Source organism: Pedobacter sp. BAL39, from assembly GCF_000170795.1.
Classification (GTDB): domain Bacteria; phylum Bacteroidota; class Bacteroidia; order Sphingobacteriales; family Sphingobacteriaceae; genus Pedobacter.
This window is the reverse complement of sequence record NZ_ABCM01000010.1, coordinates 15,011-34,325: the sequence shown is the minus strand read 5'-3', so window position 1 is coordinate 34,325 and position 19,315 is coordinate 15,011. Positions and strand designations below refer to the sequence as shown.

General features: G+C 44.2%; 17 protein-coding genes. 12 read left to right on the top strand and 5 right to left on the bottom strand.

Going from position 1 to position 19,315, the window contains the following annotated elements:
• Nucleotides 1-15: 15 nt before the first annotated feature.
• The 12 genes from PBAL39_RS13775 to PBAL39_RS13720 all read left to right on the top strand — a co-directional run bounded on the left by PBAL39_RS13775 (nucleotide 16) and on the right by PBAL39_RS13720 (nucleotide 11,840).
• Nucleotides 16-3,102 carry a discoidin domain-containing protein gene (locus PBAL39_RS13775; protein WP_198139827.1) on the top strand — a complete coding sequence of 1,029 codons (3,087 nt, stop codon included), beginning with the start codon at nucleotides 16-18 and terminating at the stop codon, nucleotides 3,100-3,102.
• A gap of 187 nt (nucleotides 3,103-3,289) precedes the next feature.
• Nucleotides 3,290-3,748 carry a PA2169 family four-helix-bundle protein gene (locus PBAL39_RS13770; RefSeq protein ID WP_008242443.1) on the top strand — a complete coding sequence of 153 codons (459 nt, stop codon included), beginning with the start codon at nucleotides 3,290-3,292 and terminating at the stop codon, nucleotides 3,746-3,748.
• A 109-nt stretch (nucleotides 3,749-3,857) separates the two neighbouring features.
• Nucleotides 3,858-4,433 (top strand): Crp/Fnr family transcriptional regulator, encoded by a 576-nt coding sequence (locus PBAL39_RS13765; protein ID WP_008242441.1) that lies wholly within the window; start codon nucleotides 3,858-3,860, stop codon nucleotides 4,431-4,433.
• 120 nt (nucleotides 4,434-4,553) lie between these two features.
• Complete coding sequence (locus PBAL39_RS13760) at nucleotides 4,554-5,234, top strand: type 1 glutamine amidotransferase domain-containing protein (protein ID WP_008242439.1); 681 nt, start codon at nucleotides 4,554-4,556, stop codon at nucleotides 5,232-5,234.
• Nucleotides 5,235-5,238: 4 nt separating this feature from the next.
• Nucleotides 5,239-5,541, top strand: a complete 303-nt coding sequence (locus PBAL39_RS13755) for a putative quinol monooxygenase (protein ID WP_008242438.1) — start codon at nucleotides 5,239-5,241, stop codon at nucleotides 5,539-5,541.
• 76 nt (nucleotides 5,542-5,617) lie between these two features.
• The gene (gene xth, locus PBAL39_RS13750; RefSeq protein WP_008242436.1) at nucleotides 5,618-6,400 is read left to right on the top strand and encodes an exodeoxyribonuclease III; all 783 of its coding nucleotides are present in this window, start codon (nucleotides 5,618-5,620) and stop codon (nucleotides 6,398-6,400) included.
• Nucleotides 6,401-6,887: 487 nt separating this feature from the next.
• Nucleotides 6,888-7,172: a hypothetical protein gene (locus PBAL39_RS13745; protein WP_008242434.1), complete on the top strand. Its 285-nt coding sequence runs from the start codon at nucleotides 6,888-6,890 to the stop codon at nucleotides 7,170-7,172.
• 70 nt (nucleotides 7,173-7,242) lie between these two features.
• The gene (locus PBAL39_RS13740; protein ID WP_008242433.1) at nucleotides 7,243-7,887 is read left to right on the top strand and encodes a response regulator transcription factor; all 645 of its coding nucleotides are present in this window, start codon (nucleotides 7,243-7,245) and stop codon (nucleotides 7,885-7,887) included.
• Nucleotides 7,888-7,996: 109 nt separating this feature from the next.
• The gene (locus PBAL39_RS13735) at nucleotides 7,997-8,500 is read left to right on the top strand and encodes a sigma-70 family RNA polymerase sigma factor (protein ID WP_008242431.1); all 504 of its coding nucleotides are present in this window, start codon (nucleotides 7,997-7,999) and stop codon (nucleotides 8,498-8,500) included.
• 83 nt (nucleotides 8,501-8,583) lie between these two features.
• On the top strand, nucleotides 8,584-9,645 hold the full coding sequence (locus PBAL39_RS13730; RefSeq protein WP_008242429.1) for a sensor histidine kinase KdpD: 1,062 nt from the start codon (nucleotides 8,584-8,586) through the stop codon (nucleotides 9,643-9,645).
• Nucleotides 9,646-9,808: 163 nt separating this feature from the next.
• Nucleotides 9,809-11,011: a glycosyltransferase family 2 protein gene (locus tag PBAL39_RS13725; protein WP_008242427.1), complete on the top strand. Its 1,203-nt coding sequence runs from the start codon at nucleotides 9,809-9,811 to the stop codon at nucleotides 11,009-11,011.
• Nucleotides 11,012-11,027: 16 nt separating this feature from the next.
• Nucleotides 11,028-11,840 (top strand): galactosyltransferase-related protein, encoded by an 813-nt coding sequence (locus tag PBAL39_RS13720; RefSeq protein WP_008242425.1) that lies wholly within the window; start codon nucleotides 11,028-11,030, stop codon nucleotides 11,838-11,840.
• Nucleotides 11,841-11,848: 8 nt separating this feature from the next.
• Here the strand turns inward: PBAL39_RS13720 and PBAL39_RS13715 are convergent, their stop codons facing one another.
• From PBAL39_RS13715 to PBAL39_RS24720, 5 genes are all read right to left on the bottom strand, one after another.
• The gene (locus PBAL39_RS13715) at nucleotides 11,849-12,907 is read right to left on the bottom strand and encodes a glycosyltransferase (RefSeq protein WP_008242423.1); all 1,059 of its coding nucleotides are present in this window, start codon (nucleotides 12,905-12,907) and stop codon (nucleotides 11,849-11,851) included.
• Nucleotides 12,897-14,243: a bifunctional PIG-L family deacetylase/class I SAM-dependent methyltransferase gene (locus tag PBAL39_RS24725; protein ID WP_008242422.1), complete on the bottom strand. Its 1,347-nt coding sequence runs from the start codon at nucleotides 14,241-14,243 to the stop codon at nucleotides 12,897-12,899. The genes PBAL39_RS13715 and PBAL39_RS24725 overlap by 11 nt, the downstream gene beginning before the upstream one ends.
• The gene (locus PBAL39_RS13705; RefSeq protein WP_008242420.1) at nucleotides 14,236-15,378 is read right to left on the bottom strand and encodes an acyl-CoA dehydrogenase family protein; all 1,143 of its coding nucleotides are present in this window, start codon (nucleotides 15,376-15,378) and stop codon (nucleotides 14,236-14,238) included. Before PBAL39_RS13705 ends, PBAL39_RS24725 begins: the two co-directional genes overlap by 8 nt.
• Nucleotides 15,375-16,469: a glycosyltransferase gene (locus tag PBAL39_RS13700; protein WP_008242418.1), complete on the bottom strand. Its 1,095-nt coding sequence runs from the start codon at nucleotides 16,467-16,469 to the stop codon at nucleotides 15,375-15,377. The genes PBAL39_RS13705 and PBAL39_RS13700 overlap by 4 nt, the downstream gene beginning before the upstream one ends.
• Nucleotides 16,470-16,628: 159 nt before the next feature.
• Nucleotides 16,629-18,854, bottom strand: a complete 2,226-nt coding sequence (locus PBAL39_RS24720) for a histidine kinase dimerization/phosphoacceptor domain -containing protein (RefSeq protein WP_232282956.1) — start codon at nucleotides 18,852-18,854, stop codon at nucleotides 16,629-16,631.
• Nucleotides 18,855-19,315 lie beyond the last annotated feature (461 nt).

The window sequence follows — 19,315 nt, the reverse complement described above, 5'->3', positions numbered from 1 at the left end:
TCTGAAGACGGGGGCATGAACATGAATAAATTTGCACTTCTACTTTTTTGTATGCTTGCCGGCCTGATGAAGGGCTACTCCCAGCAGATCACAAAAATATCTCTCAATAGCTCCAACCCGCAGGTAAGCTGGCAAATTAAACCACAAGCGGAGCTACGCAGTTCTGGTTACGAGCTCTCTATGCCGGGGTTCAGGATTCCAACTCCTGTAAAAGGCGTCGTTCCTAGTACCGTTTTTACTGCTTATGTAGATGCCGGCATCGTTGCTGATCCTAGTTATGCGGATCACATCTGGAAGGTAGATGAGTCGTTTTATAATCGGCCCTTCTGGTATCGTACTGAGTTTGAATTACCCGCATCTTACAAAAAAGGTCAGCGTGTGTGGCTGCATTTCGACAATACCAACCGTTATGCTGATTTCTATTTCAACGGAAAAAAGCTATCTGGTACTAAAACGTCAACCAAGGATGTCAGCGGGCATATGCTACGCACAAAATACGAGGTAACGGCGTTGCTGAAAGCGGCCGGCAAAAATGCAATTGCTGTGCTCATCACCGATGCAGACCAGAAGAAAAAACGCAATTCTGAAGATCGTTTTGGTGTCACTGCAAGTCCTACTTATTTATCTGCAGCAAGCTGGGACTGGATGCCTTATATTCCCGGACGACTGGCGGGAATCACAGGGAATGCCTACATCGAGATTACAGGAGATGTCACACTTGAAGACCCATGGATCAGGTCGCAGCTGGAGTCCAATGAATATGCTTATCTGTCTCTTTCTTCTACATTGAAAAATTCATCCTCCTCCAAAAAGGAGGTGACCATTTCAGGTACCATAGAACCCGGGCGCATTGAGTTTTCCAAAAAGATCAGTATTGACGCAGGTGCCACCTCAAATATTTATCTGGATAAAAAAGATGTTGCCGGGTTTCTGATCCAAAACCCAAGGTTATGGTGGCCGAATGGATATGGGGAGCCAAACCTGTATACCTGTAAACTTACCTGCAGTGTAAATGGTGAGACATCCGACGTGAAGGACATCACCTTTGGCATCAAGGAATATAGTTACCAGTTTGTAAAGAATGCGGCAGGATGGCCGGTGATGAATTTCTACATCAATGGTCATAAGATTTATGTGAAAGGTGGCAGCTGGGGAATGAGTGAATACCTGTTGCGGTGTCATGGCCAGGAATATGAAACTAAGATAAAGCTCCACAAAGACATGAATTACAACATGATCAGGCTGTGGACGGGTTGTGTGACCGATGATGAGTTTTATGAATATTGCGACAAACATGGCATGATGGTCTGGGATGATTTCTGGCTCTACGTGGCTTATAATGACGTGGCCAGTGATGATGATTTCAAAGCAAATGCCCTTGATAAGGTGAAAAGGTTACGCAACCATCCCAGCATCGCCCTGTGGTGCGGTGCCAATGAAACGCATCCCAAGCCAGAACTGGACAATTACCTCCGTGGCATTGTCGCTGTAGAAGATCATAACGACAGGATGTATAAATCCAGTTCCAATCAGGATGGCCTCTCGGGCAGTGGATGGTGGGGAAATCAACCGCCTAAACATCACTTTGAGAATTCAGGGAGTAACCTGGCCTGGAATAAACCGGCATATCCTTATGGTGCTGATCGCGGTTATGGCCTGCGATCTGAAATAGGTATGGCAACATTCCCTACTTATGAAAGTGTGAAGAAATTTATACCTGAGGAGAAACTGTGGCCATTGCCAACTGATGAGCAGCTGAAAGATGAGGACGACAACCTGTGGAATAAACATTATTTTGGCAAAGAAGCTTCAAATGCCAATCCTATAAATTATAAGGCTGCGGTAAACAATCAATTTGGGGAATCATCTGGTCTGGAAGAGTTTTGTGAGAAATCACAGTTCATCAATATTGAGGTCATGAAAGGGATGTATGAAGCCTGGAACGACAAAATGTGGAACGATGCTTCGGGACTGCTGTTGTGGATGAGCCAGTCGGCTTACCCTTCCTTTGTATGGCAGACTTATGACTACTATTATGATGCTACCGGTGCGTATTGGGGCGCAAAAAAAGCTTGTGAGCCTTTACATATCCAATGGAACTCCTCAAGCAACAGTGTTAAAGTGGTGAATACCACTTTAAATGACCTGAAGGATGTTAAAGCAACAGCTACTGTCTTTAACCTGAGTGGTAAGCAGCTGCCACAGTTTGGAAATGAGACCTCGCTGAATGTTTCCTCCAGCAATGTGGCTGAGGCTTTCGTGCTAAACTTTAACCCTGGAAATCTGGCCAGAGGCAAAAAAGTGGATGCTTCGTCGGCCTCAAAAACTGGAGCTGCAACATTGGCTGTAGATGGTGGTGCCGGGAGCAGATGGGAAAGTGACTATAGTGATGACCAATGGATATCGGTAGACCTGGGGAAGAAGGAAAAAATCCGTAGTGTGGTGTTGAAATGGGAAAATGCTTATGCGGCAGCTTACGAGATACAGGTTTCGGATGATGGCAGGAAATGGAAGACTGTTCGCGAGGTGACGGATGGGAAAGGATCGACCGAGGAAATTTCCCTCAAACCGGTAACCGCCCGTTATGTGCGCCTGCTGGGATTAAAACGTGCAACCGAATTTGGCTACTCGATATATGAGATAGAGGTATACAGAGAGCAGAAAGCAAAGGATGACGTTACGCCGCTTCAGTTTATTAAACTGGAATTGAAAGATGCGAAAGGAGACCTGTTGTCAGAAAATTTTTATTGGAGAAATGGTATTAAAGATCTGGATTACACATCGCTGAATACTTTGCCTGCTGCAAATCTCAGCTGCAAACTAGTGAGTAAAGAAACTGCTGAGGGAACAGGCACATTGAAAATTGCTATTAAAAATAACTCAACTACCGTAGCATTTGGCAACCGGCTCCGGCTGGTGAATAAAACAACGGGGGAACGGATACTTCCGGTAATGATGCCGGATAATTACATTACACTGATGCCGGGTGAGGAAAGACTGATTCCGGTAGAGGCAGACGCTGCGCTGTTGACAAACGGTGTAAAGGTGCTGCTGAAGCAATATGGTCAGCAGGAGAAAAGTATGTTGTCGGTTGATTTTTAACCGCCTGATTTTATTCTGGTCTGTATCTGATTTAAATCAGATGTGGAGATCTCGCCAAGTTGGCTATAAATGTTTGCTACAACAAAGTGCATGTTGTTAAGGCTCAGTCATAAAGTGCGAGGGAAGCAAAAAACATGAAACCTTATCTCAGCGCAGGTGTTGAATTTATACATCAATACCTACAACAATGGAAAATAACACAGTAAACACAGAAATTCTGAATGATCTGATCCAGATCAACAACGACAGGGTAAAAGGTTATGAAAAGGCAATTGAGGAATTAAAAACTGAAGATGCCGATTTGAGAAGTTTATTTGCTGAGATGATCAGACAAAGCCAGCAGCACAAGGCTACACTGACACAAGAGGTTCAGGTACTTGGTGTAACTGCAGATACAGGAACAACAACGTCCGGTAAAATTTATCGTGCCTGGATGGATGTCAAAGCGGTATTTACCGGCCATGACCGCGAGACTGTCTTGAACAACTGCGAATTTGGTGAAGATGCCGCTCAGAAAGCATACAAAACGGCTTTGGAAACAGAAGGACTTTCTGCAAACCTCAACGCCATTGTTGCTGAACAAAAGGCCGATTTAAGGGTTTCACATGATCAGATCAAAGCACTTAGAGACAAGGTAGCACCATAATTCCGGTTTGTGCTGAAGATAAAACCGTCATCCTGGATCAGGGTGGCGGTTTTATGATATTGGGATAGTTTTTTTATCTTGTTGCCCTGAACAACATTAGCTTCTTTTCATGGATCAACTACGCAAACATATTGAGGAAATTATCTCGGTAACCGATGAAGAGTTCGACTATATAAAAACGTTCTTTACACTCAAACGGGTTAAAAAACACCAGTACCTTTGTCAGGATGGTGAACCCGTAATCTTTGAATACCTGATCAGGTCAGGCCTCTTCCGTATGTTCTACCTTGACGAAAAGGGCGACGAACATATTGTGCAGTTTGCCGGCGAAAACTGGTGGATGGCCGACTATCAGGCTTACTTTAATGAGCAGAAAGCAACGTTGAATATCACTTGTATGAGGGATGCTGAAGTTTATTGTCTCACATTGCAGGGCAGGGAAACATTGTCTGCCGAACTGCATAAGATGGAACATTTTTTTAGGCTAAAACTGACGAAGGGTTATGTTGCCCAGCAACGTCGCATCATCACGTTATTGTCCAGTTCACCCCAGCAACGGTATGAAGAGTTTGGCCAGCTGTACCCCTCAATGATGCAGAATATTCCAAAGAAATACATTGCAGAGTATCTTGGCGTGAGCAGGGAGACCCTCAGCAGATTATATTCCAGCAATAAAAATGGCTAAGCTTAAGCAGAAGTGTGAGGCTGCTCACACTTTTTTTGTGACTTGCCTCCTCGGATTAGGAGGCTGATGTTCGGAGATTTGAAATGTCAATATTCAACAACCATTTTAAATCTTTTAATCATGAAAAAGAACATTTTAATCATCGTCTCCAACGCCAACAGCATTGGCCCTAATAACAGAAGAACGGGTACTTTTCTTTCTGAAGTCGCACACCCTTATGCTGAATTTGAAAAAGCTGGTTATCAGGTGGATTTTGCCAGTCTGTCAGGTGGTGTCCCTTATCTGGATGCGCTTAACCTTGCCGACGACCCGGATAACCTCAGATTTTTAACAGGTACGGGCTGGGCAGATATGCAACAGGCAAAACAGCTTGAGAAAGTAGATGTCAAGGCCTACGATGCCATTTTTATCCCGGGTGGCCTCGCACCAATGGTCGATATGCCAAATGCTCCTGCGCTTAAGCAAGTCATTGCCGATACCTACGAGCGGGGAGCTGTTGTCGGAGCAGTGTGTCATGGTCCTGTATCAATGCTCAATGTAAAACTCAAGGATGGATCTTTCCTGGTAAACGGTAAAAATATCGCTGCTTTTACCACAGAAGAGGAAGACAATTACGCAAGGGCTGATGTGCCTTTTGATCTGCAGGAAGCACTGACCAGTCAGGGGGCAATTTTTCATGCGGCAGCACCATGGTCTGCCAACAGTATTGCAGACGGTAACCTCGTGACCGGTCAAAATCCTGCATCCGCAAAAGGAGTAGGTGAGAAAATAATCGCAATTTTAGAAAACGCTAAAGCATAAGACTATGAACACCCAGCCTATTCATGTATTTGCCAAATGGCAAGTCAAGCCAGCACACCTGGAAACTGTCCTCGGATTATTGCCAGAGGTGGTACATCAAAGTACTTCAGAAAAGGGCAACCTGTTTTACCAGATTCATCAGGACAATGCCGATCCCAATGTCCTGATCTTATTTGAAGGTTATACCGATGAAACTGCTTTGCAGGATCACCGCGACTCCCATTACTTCCAGAATATTGTGATCGCTCAGATTGTACCTTTACTGGAGAAACGGGAGCTTAACCTGACAACGCCAATGTCCCTTTAGGGCACTTACATCAGATAACGATGAGGATGATTTAGCGGAAACCAAAATTATTCCTTGTTGTTATCTTATTCATATCATGAAGATTGCCACCTACAATATAAACGGAGTTAATGGACGCTTGCCCGTATTATTACGCTGGCTTGCTAAAGCACAGCCAGATGTAGTCTGTCTGCAGGAGCTGAAATGTGAAAGCTACCGCTTTCCAGTAACGGCCATCAACGATGCCGGATATCAGGCCATCTGGCGTGGAGAGAAGAGCTGGAATGGGGTAGCTATACTATCCAAATCGGAAATTCGTGAGTTGCGGACCGACTTGCCGGGGGAAGATGCGAGTTATCAGCACAGTCGTTATATTGAAGGCTTTACCTTCGGAATGGTCATTGGCTGCATCTACTTGCCAAATGGAAACCCCTATCCGGGACCAAAGTTTGACTACAAGCTGAGGTGGTTCTCCAGGCTTGCTGATCATGGTCGAACGTTGCTGAATACAGGTCTGCCAGTGATGCTTGTTGGAGATTATAATGTTATGCCGACAGAACTAGACACGTATAAACCTGAGAAATATCTCGACAATGCTCTTTTTCGAGAGGAGTCCAGAAAGGCTTATGCGGATCTGGTAGCACAGGGATGGATAGACGCCATCCGGGAATTGTATCCTGGAGAAAGGATATATACCTTCTGGGATTATATGCGTAATGCCTATGGTCGCAACGCCGGTCTGCGGTTAGATCATTTTTTATTAAATCCAGTACTTGCAGGACGACTAAAAGTTGCTAAGGTTGACAAAGAGGTGCGTGGATGGGAGAAGGCCAGTGACCATGCCCCGGTATGGATTGAACTATCAATGCCAGTTTCATAGATGACTCCGGATCTGCCATTTACATTGGTTACTGTATCGGTGCCTGCAGTGTCTTCGGCCTTGACCGTATTGGTATCCATTTGGCCAACGGCTCTTTGTTCAGGCGAGGCACATGCCATAAGAACGGTAGATGCAAGAATGAGTAATGAATGTTCTGTTTTCATATGTTTGTTAGTTAAATTTTAGTGCTAACAACCTTAAAGTTTAAGTGTTTTATGTTTCTAATAGGCGTACCAGGATGAATAATTTTAGTTACCTTGCGTACAAACCTATTCTGGTTTTAAACTTATCTTATCCAGATGTCTGAATCCAATAGCCGGCGAAAGCCGATGAGGCCAATTCATTGAATACATTAGGAGATATCATCGATCGCAACTTGATTTTCTTTGAAAACCTTTTAAAATAATCGATGTTGTCTGAATTGTGCCTGTCAAGCAATAATGGCATACCATATTCTTTCCACGCATTGAATTAACATTCATCAATTATGGAACCATTTAACATTAGAATCAGCTACGGAAGTAATGAAGTTACTTTGACCATTCTTCCGTCCGATAATGACGTTTTCAAGATCGTCTACTATGGCGGCATTCTTGGAGGTATACGAAAAAATGCTGACGAGTGGGAGCCAGTGGGATCAGATGAGATTGGAGGAGAAGACCTTCCTTTGTATCAGTCAAAACACGGTGATGAGCGTCTCAATGTGGAGTTTACGGAACAGTTGGTAGACCGTATTGGTGATGAAATTGATTTTCATTTGGAGGAATTGTGATGGTCTATTCTCCGAGCCGAATATTTCGAAGTGAACAAGACTGCAACAGTTTAATGAAGGCTACAAAATTATGATCAGATTAATTCTTGCTGACGACCATTTGCTGGTGCGGAATGGTATAAAACTCCTCCTGACCGAGGATACTGAACTGGATGTTGTTGCAGAGGCGTTAAACGGACAGGAGGTTCTGGATCTGCTTGACGACGGATTATCGGCTGACATCCTGCTGCTGGATATGAATATGCCAGTGATGGATGGAATCGCACTTTTACCAATCGTCCGGGAAAAGTATCCACTACTGAAGGTGATCTTCCTGTCCATGCTCGACAATCCTGAAGTGGTTTTTAATACCATCAAAAAGGGGGCTTCTGCTTATTTATTCAAAAATGTGAACGCAATGGAATTGCTCTTTGCAGTCAAGTATGTACACGATGGGGGGCGGTACCTGTGTTCTGAAATACAATTTAAGATGCTCGAACAAAAATCTTCCGAAAGGGTAAATCCAGCAAGCAATCATAATGCAGATGATTTTACGCAAAGAGAGATGGAAATCCTGCAGCTTATTGCCCTTGGACACACCAATTCAGAAATCGCCGACAAATTGTTCCTCAGCAAACGTACTGTGGAAGGACACCGTCAGTTGTTACTTAATAAAACGCAATCAAGAAACTCAGCCCACCTGATAAAAACCGCTACGGTAATGGGCCTGGTCTGATCCAGGTATTTACCGCAAAATTGCCTGTAAAAACCACATTAAAATGCGTATTTAATGGTCAAACAACGTTTGTAGACAACTGTTCTATTGTCACATAAAAACCTTGTCTATGAACACAATCGCCTTTGACACTGAAATCTGTACTTACAGAAATAAGCTTATGCAGTCTGCCTTACAGTTTACTCATGACCATGATGATGCAAGTGACCTTGTTCAGGATACGCTGGTCAAAGCCATCAGATATGAAAACTCATTTGGCGAGGGGACGAATCTGCAGGCATGGCTTTATACCATTATGAAAAATACCTTCATCAACAACTATCGTTCACTGGGCCGTAGGGCTGGAGTATTTATCAAAGATGTAGATCCCTGGTTGTATCCTGTAAACGATGCAACTTCTAAAAATGAGGGAGAATGCAAAATGATTGGCGAGGACATCACTAAAGCACTGGACAGTATCCAGCCAGCATATGCGATTCCTTTCCTTCGATATTTTGAAGGGTACAAGTATCATGAAATTGCAGAAGAGTTGGATTTGCCGATCGGGACGGTCAAGACAAGGATCCACCTGGCGCGTAAAGCCTTGAAGAACAGATTGAAAATGTATGCATGATTTTTTTTCGATATTGTAATCTGATTTTTGACCTGACTGAAAAAGGAATCTAAACATTTCTACTATTCTAGGGTTGTAGGGTTATGATCATCAATCACTTGCCAAAGAACGGATTTGCCTTCGGAAATAACACTCATTTTGCTTACAATCTGAGTTCGGGACAAATTCTATTCATACACACTTCATTGCAATGGCTGGTTTCGGGCGGTGAAGGAAACCAGCTGGCAACGTTAACTTCCAAAATTCAGGCGGAGGACATCAGATACCTTCAGGACGTCTTCGACGATGTTGTTGCGGGAAATTTCACTGGAAAGGTAACGGTTAAGATACTTGGACCTGAAGGTTTGCGGTGGCTATTGGTCGTTCCTTTTTTGGTTCAGGATAGAAATGACCAGTTGATCTTGGCAACAGTGGTGGACATCACCGATGAAGTGTTGAGTACACAGGCGGTGACGAAATATGCGGATAAGAAAAATTCAATATTGCATATGTTGGGCCACGACCTCCGCGGGCCGCTGAATATTGGTAAATCTTTACTGCAAACTATCAGTCGCCAGATAAAGGATGTAACGCTTTTAGAAAAAACAAAACTGATTTCAACGATATTACAGCAGTCAGTAGACATGATCAATGATTTGCTGAACAGGGAATTTATGGAAACAGCCAATGTAGTACTCGCAAAAAAACGGGTCAATATTGTCGGTCAGTTGAGGGATTATATGGAGGAATCCAAACGTTCGGAGGTTATTTCCGGGATTACTTTTCAGATGACCACTTCCTCGCCGCATATCTACGTGGACATGGATGATGCAAAATTCATGCAGGTCATCAATAACCTCATGTCAAATGCCCTGAAATTTACTCCTGTTGGAGGTTCTATATACGTGACAGTTGAGGAACTGGAGGATCGTGTAAATTTCAAGTTTTCCGATACTGGAATCGGCATTCCGGCGGCGCTACTCCCTGAGATATTTAAACAATTCAGTGCTGCACGGAGGCCCGGCTTACAGGGGGAACCCACGCTTGGTATCGGCCTTTCCATCGTAAAAACAATTATTGAATGGCACGGTGGAACAATCAGTTGTCAAAGTGAAGAGGGCGTGGGAACAACTTTCTTTATCAGTTTGCCGAAAAACACATTATAACAGGTCTGGTTGGATTCGTGCTGATCAGCACGAATCCTATTGTTTTAGAACTCCTCAAACCTTGACTTCTTCGTCATCTTAAAATATTCCAAAGAGCTGGTAAGATTGTTAGAACATTTGTATTTAGGGGGTGTTGCATAGTTAGATAACCCCATTAATACCTATGAATTCATATCTTCCAGAACTTACCGCTCTGTTTACTCAGGCGTATGTCCATCCTGACTTAAAACTATCCGTAATTGTTCCCGCGAAGGATGAATCCCAGGAGATCGCGATGACTCTTGATGCATTGAGAACACAGCAGGACCTATTGGGGAATCCACTGCCTCAGCATCTCTTTGAGGTGTTGTTGCTGATTAATAATTGCAGCGATGATACCTTGGATGTTTGTAAAGCTTATCAAAAAGCGTATCCTTCGTTTGCGCTACATCTGGAATATGTAGATCTGAGTGCTGAAGTTGCCCACATTGGAACAGTGAGGCGTATATTAATGGACAGTGCCTACCGCAGGTTGAGTCTGACGGTAGGACCGAAGGGCATCATTGTATCGACGGATGCTGATAGCCAGGTAGACAAAAATTGGGTGCAGTACATTTTACTGGAGATGGATAGGGGAGCGGATGTTGTAGGCGGAAGAATCCTTCCACGCGACGTTCCCTCGCTGTCAAGAAGACACCATCTGCAGGATGTGAACTATAGGTTTTTTCAAAGTCGCCTGGAGGCGGAGATTGATCCTTGCCTTTCCAATCCCTGGCCCCGGCATTTCCAATGTTTCGGTCCGAGTTTGGCCGTGACCTGTGATATTTACGATAGGGCGGGAAGGTTGCCTGCTATTCCGTATCTGGAAGACGAAGAGTTTCGAAAAGCACTTAAACGTATCGATGCAAAAATCAGACATGCGCCGGATGTTCGGGTATTTACCTCTTCCCGCCTGAAGGGACGTGTGGAATTTGGGTTCTCTGTCCAGCTGAAACATTGGACCGACATGAGCAATAATAAAGAGGAGCAGATGGTCGAAACACTGGAAACTTTGACTTTTAAGTTTAAGCTGAAAAATATGCTCCGCAGCCTTTGGTTAACCAGCAGTAATTATTCTTCTGCTCATGTAGAGATCAGGCGTATTGCCGCACTCATCAATAAGGAACCTGAATTTGTGATGCAGTTGCTGCTGACGTCCAGATTTTTCGAAGCCTTGTGGGAGCAGATTGATCTTGATCTCCAGGCGACAGAGCTGCACAAAATCACGCTAAGACCGATTTCTGAAGTCATTCAATCTTTTAGACAACATTTCTCCAAAATAGGAAGTGCTGTAATTAAAAATATAAGGACGATGCCGATATGCAGTTCTGATGCCATTGCCGTTTAACCTTTATTCGCATACAATGACATCAGTCCTGACATTGGTAAAGGGGCGCGGGACGGCACTGGAAAATCTGTTGATGGGTTTGTCGTTAAATACAGTCCTGCCAGATGAAATGGTGATTGTTTTCATGAACGAGCCTATAAGGGTGATGCCTTCCATGCCATTTCCTGTCAGATGTTTTCAAATGAGCTCTGAAGAACAGCTTCCGCTGGCGGAGGCAAGGAATCATGCTGCGGTTAAGGCAGCAGGTGATTTTCTGATCTTCCTGGATGTAGACTGTATACCATCATCAGATCTGATTTTGAAATACCAGGAACATCAGCACAGCAGACAATTGTTAAGTGGTCAGATTCGGTATTTGACTGAAAAAGCGATGGGCCATGAAGACCTGATGAACCATCTAGTCCAATTAAGTGCACCAGATCCGATCAGGGCTGGACTATCAACTATTCCCCATGCACTTTTCTGGTCGCTGAATTTTGCCTGTTCCAGGCAGACCTATTTTTATATAGGCGGTTTTGATGAAGATTATAAAGGTTATGGCGCGGAAGATACCGACTTTTCTTTTACCGCAGCGCAAAAGGGGATATCAATACAGAATGTTCAGGCTTTTGCTTTTCACCAATATCATGCTAATTATTCACCACCATTAAATCATTTTACGGACATCATCTGCAATGCCAACAGGTTTTTTACAAAATGGAAGGTCTGGCCAATGGAGGGATGGCTAAAAGCATTTGACGACAGGAGGTTGATTGTATGGTCCGAAAATGAAATCAGACCGATAAGGTTACCCAATCCAGATGAGATAAAACAAGCCCTTAAAACTTGATCTCCCAGTTAGGGTTGCATGTTAAATACGCTGTTGCCAGTTTTTAAAACTGCTTCCTCCAGTATTGCAAGCGCATCTTCAGCAATGACGTCGGTCCAATCCAGCTGTTGCGTCTGTAGTGTCTCCAACAAGTTATTCCAATTTGTTTCTGGGAGATGCTCAGGTAAAAGAATATGGATGCCACGGCGTGAGCTGATCGCCTCTGCTTTATCCAGTTGTTCTTCAAAGGGGCGCTGTTCCGGTATACCAATAAAACGTTTATTCAGGCTCGCAACCTCCATTACGGTATTATGGCCTGTATTTCCAATCACCATTGTGCATTGTTCAATAATGGATTGAGGCTGATCAAGATGACCGTACCATGTTGTGTTGGTGAGGTCAGGAGCGTCACCGCTTATTTTTCCCAGAATATGAAAAAAGTGGTTAGGGCAGGTGGTGGCTATTTCAGTAATCACTGAGGAGTTTAAAGAACTGCCACCGCCACCTAATAGGATGGCAATATGGTTAGGGATTTCCTTTGCCGGGTTACCATTGACGTTAAATTTCGAAAAGCCTCCGGTAAATAGTGTTTTCGCATACGCTTCGTCTTCGTTTCCACGATACATAGATCTAGGATAAGGTGCGATCAGTAGCTCAGCACTTTGATAAGCCAACCGATGTGGCAGATCTCCACGTTTGCCATGCTGTCGCATGACGATGGTTGGAATACCGCACAGTCTGGCGAGTAGTGCAACCTCTACCGAGACATCCACGATTAGGATCATCGGAAACTCATCCCGGAAAAGTTCGGTCATTATGGACATGCGGTCCCTGATACCGCTTACATTTAAGGGGGCGTAATGGAAAATATCCGAGGGAAGTTCCTCGTGGTAGTATGTATCTGTTTCATTTGCCACATCCAGGGGCAGGTGTACGACACGGACGTTTGCAGGTAATGCGCTTTGAAAGTGTAGGTTACTTCCCATGAAGATCATCTCATGATCAGGAAATCTCTTCATGATTTCCATTGCCCGCGTCAGATGGCCCAGGCCGTGGTGGTGTATGTAAAAGGCGATTTTAAAATTCATCTGATCTTTTTGGTTTCGTATAGACTTCAAGTCGGTAGTCTGCCGTTCTGCTGCAACTGTGGAGTTCAAGGTTTGTTCTGATGAAACCATCGTGTACCTGGTCTCCAGTAAGGGGGTAATCTACCACAAAATGCGTCCAGTGCACAAGAACAAGTATACCATCAGCCTCAAGCGCTTCGATCACCTGTTCACGGAGTAGAAGCAGGTCGTCCATCCTGAGGTAATAGCCCACCTCACTCATGACGATCAGATCATAGCGATCATTGGGGAAGTCGGCAGGAACACCACCTAGTAGGAAGTCGACATTTGAAGACCCCTGGAGGCGCGACCGGGCCTTTTCCAATGCCACTTGACTAATGTCCATTGCAGTCAGCCTATTGCATTTGGAGGCCAGCATATCAGTGAGAACGCCTATCGAACAGCCTATCTCCAGCGCGGAAAGATATGCTCTGTCAGGAATGGCCGCTATTGTCGCTAAATACTTGCTCCGTTCATAATCGCTGGTCTCGAAATTCCAGGGGTCGATGTTACCAGTGTATAGTTTCTCAAAGTAATCGACGGAGAGGGTAGCATCTGGATTAAGTTTCTTCCGTTGCATATAATATTCGTTGCCGCTGGTAAAGTTGGCGATCATCTCTGCTGAAAGCATAAATCCCGAAGGATCGTCGCTGATCAATGCTCTAGTCTGCGATTGGTGTGCATATATGCATTTTTCCTTTAATGCTGCGTACCTGCTAACATCCAATACCAGCAGTTCATCAGGATTTAAGTGGGGAATGTCTTCAGCAGCAGCATGGGCATAGAGCCAGATTGGATACTCCCAGATCATGGGGCGCTTGGTTGTGCTACGCTCAAGGGCTGCCATCAGGAGCTGCCATGTAGCCCTGTGGTCGCAATGCGGATCAAGTTCATAAGGTACCAGGATAAGATCAGGTGCAAAATTCCGAAGGTCGGTAGCGAGCCTGTCGGTCAATTCTTCAAAACCCACTTGAGTTTTTCCCGGCATAGCCGCGTCTCTGGCACCATAGCTGATCAGCCCGTCGGATGTAATCCCCAGAAGCATCAGCGCGTGTAGCAATTCCGAATGGCGTAGCGCGATCAGTTGTGCTTCAGGATATTCCAGGGAGTTTGGGTGTGACTTGCTGCCATCTGTTGTGAGGATAACCTGAATTTCGCATTGTGCAGCAACTAATGTAGCCAGCAGTCCTGCGCATCCAAGGGACTCGTCGTCCGGATGAGGGACCAATACGGTGCAACGCCTTACAGCAGACAGGCTGTCTAAACCTACTGGAGCCGCAACTGCCTGAAATGCGACTTTATCAAATGTATTATTCATTGAATGCGGAATTATTATTGATAAAAAACTCAGCGACCTTTAATCTCGTTGCATCTGGTGCCGGTTGGCGCAGGTAGAAGCTGAGGTCCCTAAAGATGCGCTCCAGGGGATAAGGATGCATCAATCCCCTGGCTCCAACGCAGCGGTTACTTTCCTCCATGATCTTCAGGCAGATGTCTTCAATACTAACCCTGGTCATGTTGGCAAAAGCAATGAGCGCTTCATCTTCGGCTGCACTATTGGCCCAGGTATCGTAATGAGTGGCCGCCCTGTCCAGCCACATCCTACCTGACACCAGTTGAGCCATCATATTTGAGATGCGCAGCTGCTGTATCGGATCAGAGGTTCGGTCAAGGTTTTTCAGGTAAGCGAGTGTGTGTGTTGCAATAGCTTCGGCTCCGCCAAGTTGAACCGCCGCAAAACGAATTGCTCCACCGCTAAAATAGGGCTGCCTTAAATAAAATCCTGGAATGGATAGTAGTTCCTCTTCATAAATTTCATAGCCACTAAAATCAACCTTATAGCTCCCTGAGGCTTTCATGCCCAATGTTTTCCAGCTCTCCCGATCGATCTTGCTACGATCAATTTGTTTCATGTCAATGATTGCCATTTGCCAACCAGTTCTATGTAACAATGAAATGTTGCCCGTAATCAGCGCCCGGTCTACCAGCGTAGCGCCTGAGCAGAACGTTTTACTGCCTTCGATTTTCAGGAAACGTTCATTTTCTGTAAACAGGATGCCATCATTTGTTTGAGTATTCCAAACACCAAAGAGGTAACCAAAATCCCTTACTTCGGTATACCATTTTTCACGCTGCTCCTGTTCTGCGAATAAATGGATCAGGTACAGAGCGTTGATGTGTCCTTCAAATATTCGCCCGACAGATAGGTTAGCCTTGCCGATGTCTTTCAGTAATTTCAATAGTTGCCCGGTGTGAGATTTATTAAAATCCATTTCCCCTCCAGGTAATACAGCTGCGAGCGCACCACATTCATTTAACCACTGGAACTCTACTTTTGGCCCCTCGGGATCATGTTCGCATTCTGAGGCACGTGATGCAATTTTTTCCAGTACCAACTTTAGTTTTGTTGCATCAAAGGTCTCGTATGATGTCAATGATTTTACTTCTTTCATGCGATTGTGTAATTAGATTTTTGCGTTTTAGCGATGATGCTGGTCATTAGGTCTTCGTATTGGGCCATCATTACTTTCAGCTCAAACTTTGTCCTGGCGTAACTTCCTATAAGGTTCCTGTCCATTTTCATCGCTTCGTGTATGGCCGCTGCAAGGGCATAGCAGTCAGGATAGTCTACCAATATGCCGATGTCTTTAGTGATCAGTTCCGGAAGTGCTCCCATCTTGAAGCCCGCTACGGGCGTGCCACAAGCAAGTGCCTCGGCTACGACTAACCCGAAAGGTTCCTGCCAGCAGGGGGTCACAAGGCAGACACATGCATTGCCTATCAGCTTGTTTAAAGCAGGTTGTTCCTGTAAGCCCAGCAAGGTGATGCTGTCGTCCAGTATCGGTGCGATTCGTTCACCAAAGTACCGTTGATCTGCTACCCGGCCTGCCACTTTCAATTTAATGCCTGCAAGTTTTGCCGCCTCAATAGCAAGGTGTAAGCCTTTGTCGGGATGGATACGGCCAAACCATACCGCGTAGCGGTCAGCAGATGGGTCGGTGTAACTCTTCCACTTATCCAATGGTATTCCGTTTTGTATGACCCGGCAATCTGGAATATAATCTTTCCAGTTTACTGCGTTTTGATCTGATACTGTGACGTACTCCACTACAGGTTTTGTTCGCTCCGCATGAATTGCAAGCCCTAGTTCATAAAATGGTGGTGTATGAAGCACTGTTAAAACAGGTGTATTGATCACATTAGCCATGGTAATAGGAATATAATGGAGGCTGTTGTTAAATACAATGTCCAGGTTATAACTGTCGATCTCTGACATCAGACGATGGTAGGCATGGTGTTCTGCGATATATTCTGACGGTAAATCGCGACGCTTTATGCGGATACCGGTACGGCTGTCATAATCCTGATCGGACAAGATAGGAACTAAAGGTAATGTCGCATCCGAGCTGGAGCTGGCAAACAGCAATACTTCATGACCGTATGCGATCAGTGTTCTCGTAATTTGATGTGTAAATGCCTCCAGTCCACCTGCAAATGGAGCAGCAATGGGATGCTTCAGGTGGGCAATGATTCCGATTTTCATAGTTATAAGGGCATTTGAATAGATGGCCTTACAGCAAGACATTAAATGTCGGTGGATGTTTTAAAAAGGTTGATTAAAAAGATGTCAGATGGTGGTTGCGAAAAGTGTTTTCTATAATTAATCGTTATTTATTCAACAGATTGGTTGTTAATTTCATGATTAGACCGCAATGAGACCGCCGGACAGCTCCAGGTGTTTGGTAAACGAGATTTCCATCGTAAGGCCATCGTCGTTCCACATGCTGATCTTTCCATTCAGCTGACTGGTCAGGCCAGTCATCAAACTCATTCCTAACGACTCTGTATCTTCTGCTACAAAATCCTCAGGTAATCCTATACCATTATCGGAAATGGTCAGCACACAGGTATCGTCGTGTCCAAGCACGAATGATACACGGATCGTTCCGGTCCTGCCTGTTGGGAAAGCATATTTGATGGCATTACTGATCGCCTCGTTCAAGATTAAACCTAAAGGGACTGCCTGTGCGACATCGAGCTGGATGTAGTCTGTTGTCAGATCAAACTTGATTTTTTGTTCCAGTCCAAAACATTCAATCATATACTCTACTAACTTCCTGATGTACCAGGCCATGTCAATTTCAGCAAGGTTGTCAGACTGGTAAAGCTTCTGATGGATCAGTGACATTGCATGCATCCTGTTCTGGCTGTTTTTAATGGCTGTTAAAGCATCTGGATTTTCAAGGTAGGCAGATTGGGTATTCAACAGACTGATGACTATCTGCAGATTATTTTTTACCCGGTGATGGATTTCTCGGAGCAGCCATTCCTTTTCGCTGAGAATTTTTCTCAACAAGTCATTTTGACCGTTGATTTCTTTCTGTTTTTCCTGCATGACGAGGTTGCTTTGTTCCCGAAGTCGATATCTGTTGTAAACCAGGGCTAGAAATAATCCGGCGATAATGAGTACGGCGATAAAGATGTACCGCAAGCTGGTTTGATTTTCAATACGAACTTGCTGCAATTGGTTTCGTTGATTCAAAAGCGCAATGTCCCTGTCTTTTTTCTCTGTTTGATATTCTATTTCCAGTCCCATCAGCTGTTGATTTTTCTCCTGATTGTAAACAGAATCCGACAGTCGCTTATATGTTTTATAGTGCATCAATGCCGACCACGGCTTATTGGTGGCAGAATCTACGTTGGCCCATAACTGGTGCAACTGTGATAACGCAAGTATGTTTTTTTGTTCCAGGGTTTGTTTTTCATGCTCCTGGAGGTAACTGACCACTTTTGAATATTGCTTATCATACACGAGTTTTTTAATGATGCTCCTGTATAAATAGATCTGGTTCACATCATCTTCGGGCAGCTTATGATGAAAATCCACTAACAGCTTATAGTAGGGCGCTGCTTTTTTATATTCTTTAAGATCATAGTAGGTATTAAACAGGATGTAAGGAATGCGTACCTTCATTTGGATATCTGCGGGAGGATATTTTATCTCCAATTCCTTCAATAATGCGATACCTTCGTCGAACCTTTTCATACGCGTCAGCAAAGTTGCCAGGTTGGCGAGGACCGTTTGTGTATATCCCGCATCCTGATAGCCCTCGGCAATCTTCTTTGCTTCCGTCCAGCAGGCTAAGGTCTTGTCATTGTTTCGGAGATAAAAGTAGGTCAGGCCGAGGTGTTTCAGGATTGAGCACCTTTGTAACGTGGTATCGCCGTTTTTTTCAGCCGTCTTTTCTGCCATCAGACCATATTCGAGCGCATGTGACAGATTTCCGAGCTTGATGCTGGTATAACACAGATTATTGTAAACACCCTGAAGTTCTTTAAATCGGATGGATTGATATACAGCTAAGGAAGCGTCCAGTAATTTAATGGCATGAGCCGATTGTCCCTTTAACGTATAATAGTCGCCCAGGTCCTTCAGTATGTTGGCTTGTTGAACCTTATTTTCTGTGACCTGGTACAAACTTAAAGCTTGCTCACTGAAAGATATCTTTTTATCCAGGTCTATCCCTTCATTTCCGAATAGGTTTGCCATTGCTAAATCCGCTTCCGCTAATTGTTCGTTAAGGTTCTGCTTCCTGGCTAGTGAGATTACCTGTTCATATAGTCCTCTGCTATGGTTTTTGTCTCCGGATTCACGAAGAATGTCACCTTGAAGAATCATATTTTTCAGAATCCCCTTTGGATAACCAATAACATTTGCGAGGGAGATTGACTGGCGCTGGTAATTTGATGCAGTGTTTAAATCAGCTTTTAATTCGCCCTTCAGGTTGAGGTAGTAAGCACCCAGTTCGGTTAACAAATCGACCTTCCTTCGGCTCGGTTCTGTTTTTTGAAGCTGCTTTTTGCATTGTTCTGCTTCAGCTGCAGTTTTAATCTGCTGTCCCATTAGCGAAACGGGGTATGTCATCATCAAACCGATCATCAGCAGTCCATAAATGTATGAAAGTTTCAGTTTATGTGTCCGCATTAGTGATTTAGCTGTAGCTGGGGTCAGTTTTTCTCACGTAATGGCCAATTATGATACCAATGATTTATTGTTCTATAGATCAGTTGCTTGCATGTTTTGTGCAAGTTTATTTACGACCATATATCGTTAATTTACGAACTCTTATAGCCACAGACCGCATCATACGCCATCTCAAAGAAACCTGTTCTTGAACATATTGCCGGTTGCTGAGCAGGAATGTACGCCCAATACAAATATTCTGTATTAAAATTTTGATCCATAAATTCTGCCTTGGATTTTACGAAAAAGTACTCCCACTACAGGTTAAACGGATATTAAAGCCAAATAAACTTATTGGAAAATATTTCACTTTTGCGTCTTTTTTTGAAATAACGACTTTTATCTTGTTAATAAATGAAATAATA

Bases quoted from the DNA above. Each gene is read 5' to 3' on its own strand.
- PBAL39_RS13775 (WP_198139827.1), top strand. From the start codon at position 16: ATGAACATGAATAAATTTGCACTTCTACTTTTTTGTATGCTTGCCGGC.
- PBAL39_RS13770 (WP_008242443.1), top strand. From the start codon at position 3,290: ATGGAAAATAACACAGTAAACACAGAAATTCTGAATGATCTGATCCAG.
- PBAL39_RS13765 (WP_008242441.1), top strand. From the start codon at position 3,858: ATGGATCAACTACGCAAACATATTGAGGAAATTATCTCGGTAACCGAT.
- PBAL39_RS13760 (WP_008242439.1), top strand. From the start codon at position 4,554: ATGAAAAAGAACATTTTAATCATCGTCTCCAACGCCAACAGCATTGGC.
- PBAL39_RS13755 (WP_008242438.1), top strand. From the start codon at position 5,239: ATGAACACCCAGCCTATTCATGTATTTGCCAAATGGCAAGTCAAGCCA.
- xth (WP_008242436.1), top strand. From the start codon at position 5,618: ATGAAGATTGCCACCTACAATATAAACGGAGTTAATGGACGCTTGCCC.
- PBAL39_RS13745 (WP_008242434.1), top strand. From the start codon at position 6,888: ATGGAACCATTTAACATTAGAATCAGCTACGGAAGTAATGAAGTTACT.
- PBAL39_RS13740 (WP_008242433.1), top strand. From the start codon at position 7,243: ATGATCAGATTAATTCTTGCTGACGACCATTTGCTGGTGCGGAATGGT.
- PBAL39_RS13735 (WP_008242431.1), top strand. From the start codon at position 7,997: ATGAACACAATCGCCTTTGACACTGAAATCTGTACTTACAGAAATAAG.
- PBAL39_RS13730 (WP_008242429.1), top strand. From the start codon at position 8,584: ATGATCATCAATCACTTGCCAAAGAACGGATTTGCCTTCGGAAATAAC.
- PBAL39_RS13725 (WP_008242427.1), top strand. From the start codon at position 9,809: ATGAATTCATATCTTCCAGAACTTACCGCTCTGTTTACTCAGGCGTAT.
- PBAL39_RS13720 (WP_008242425.1), top strand. From the start codon at position 11,028: ATGACATCAGTCCTGACATTGGTAAAGGGGCGCGGGACGGCACTGGAA.
- PBAL39_RS13715 (WP_008242423.1), bottom strand. From the start codon at position 12,907: ATGAATTTTAAAATCGCCTTTTACATACACCACCACGGCCTGGGCCAT.
- PBAL39_RS24725 (WP_008242422.1), bottom strand. From the start codon at position 14,243: ATGAATAATACATTTGATAAAGTCGCATTTCAGGCAGTTGCGGCTCCA.
- PBAL39_RS13705 (WP_008242420.1), bottom strand. From the start codon at position 15,378: ATGAAAGAAGTAAAATCATTGACATCATACGAGACCTTTGATGCAACA.
- PBAL39_RS13700 (WP_008242418.1), bottom strand. From the start codon at position 16,469: ATGAAAATCGGAATCATTGCCCACCTGAAGCATCCCATTGCTGCTCCA.
- PBAL39_RS24720 (WP_232282956.1), bottom strand. From the start codon at position 18,854: ATGATGACATACCCCGTTTCGCTAATGGGACAGCAGATTAAAACTGCA.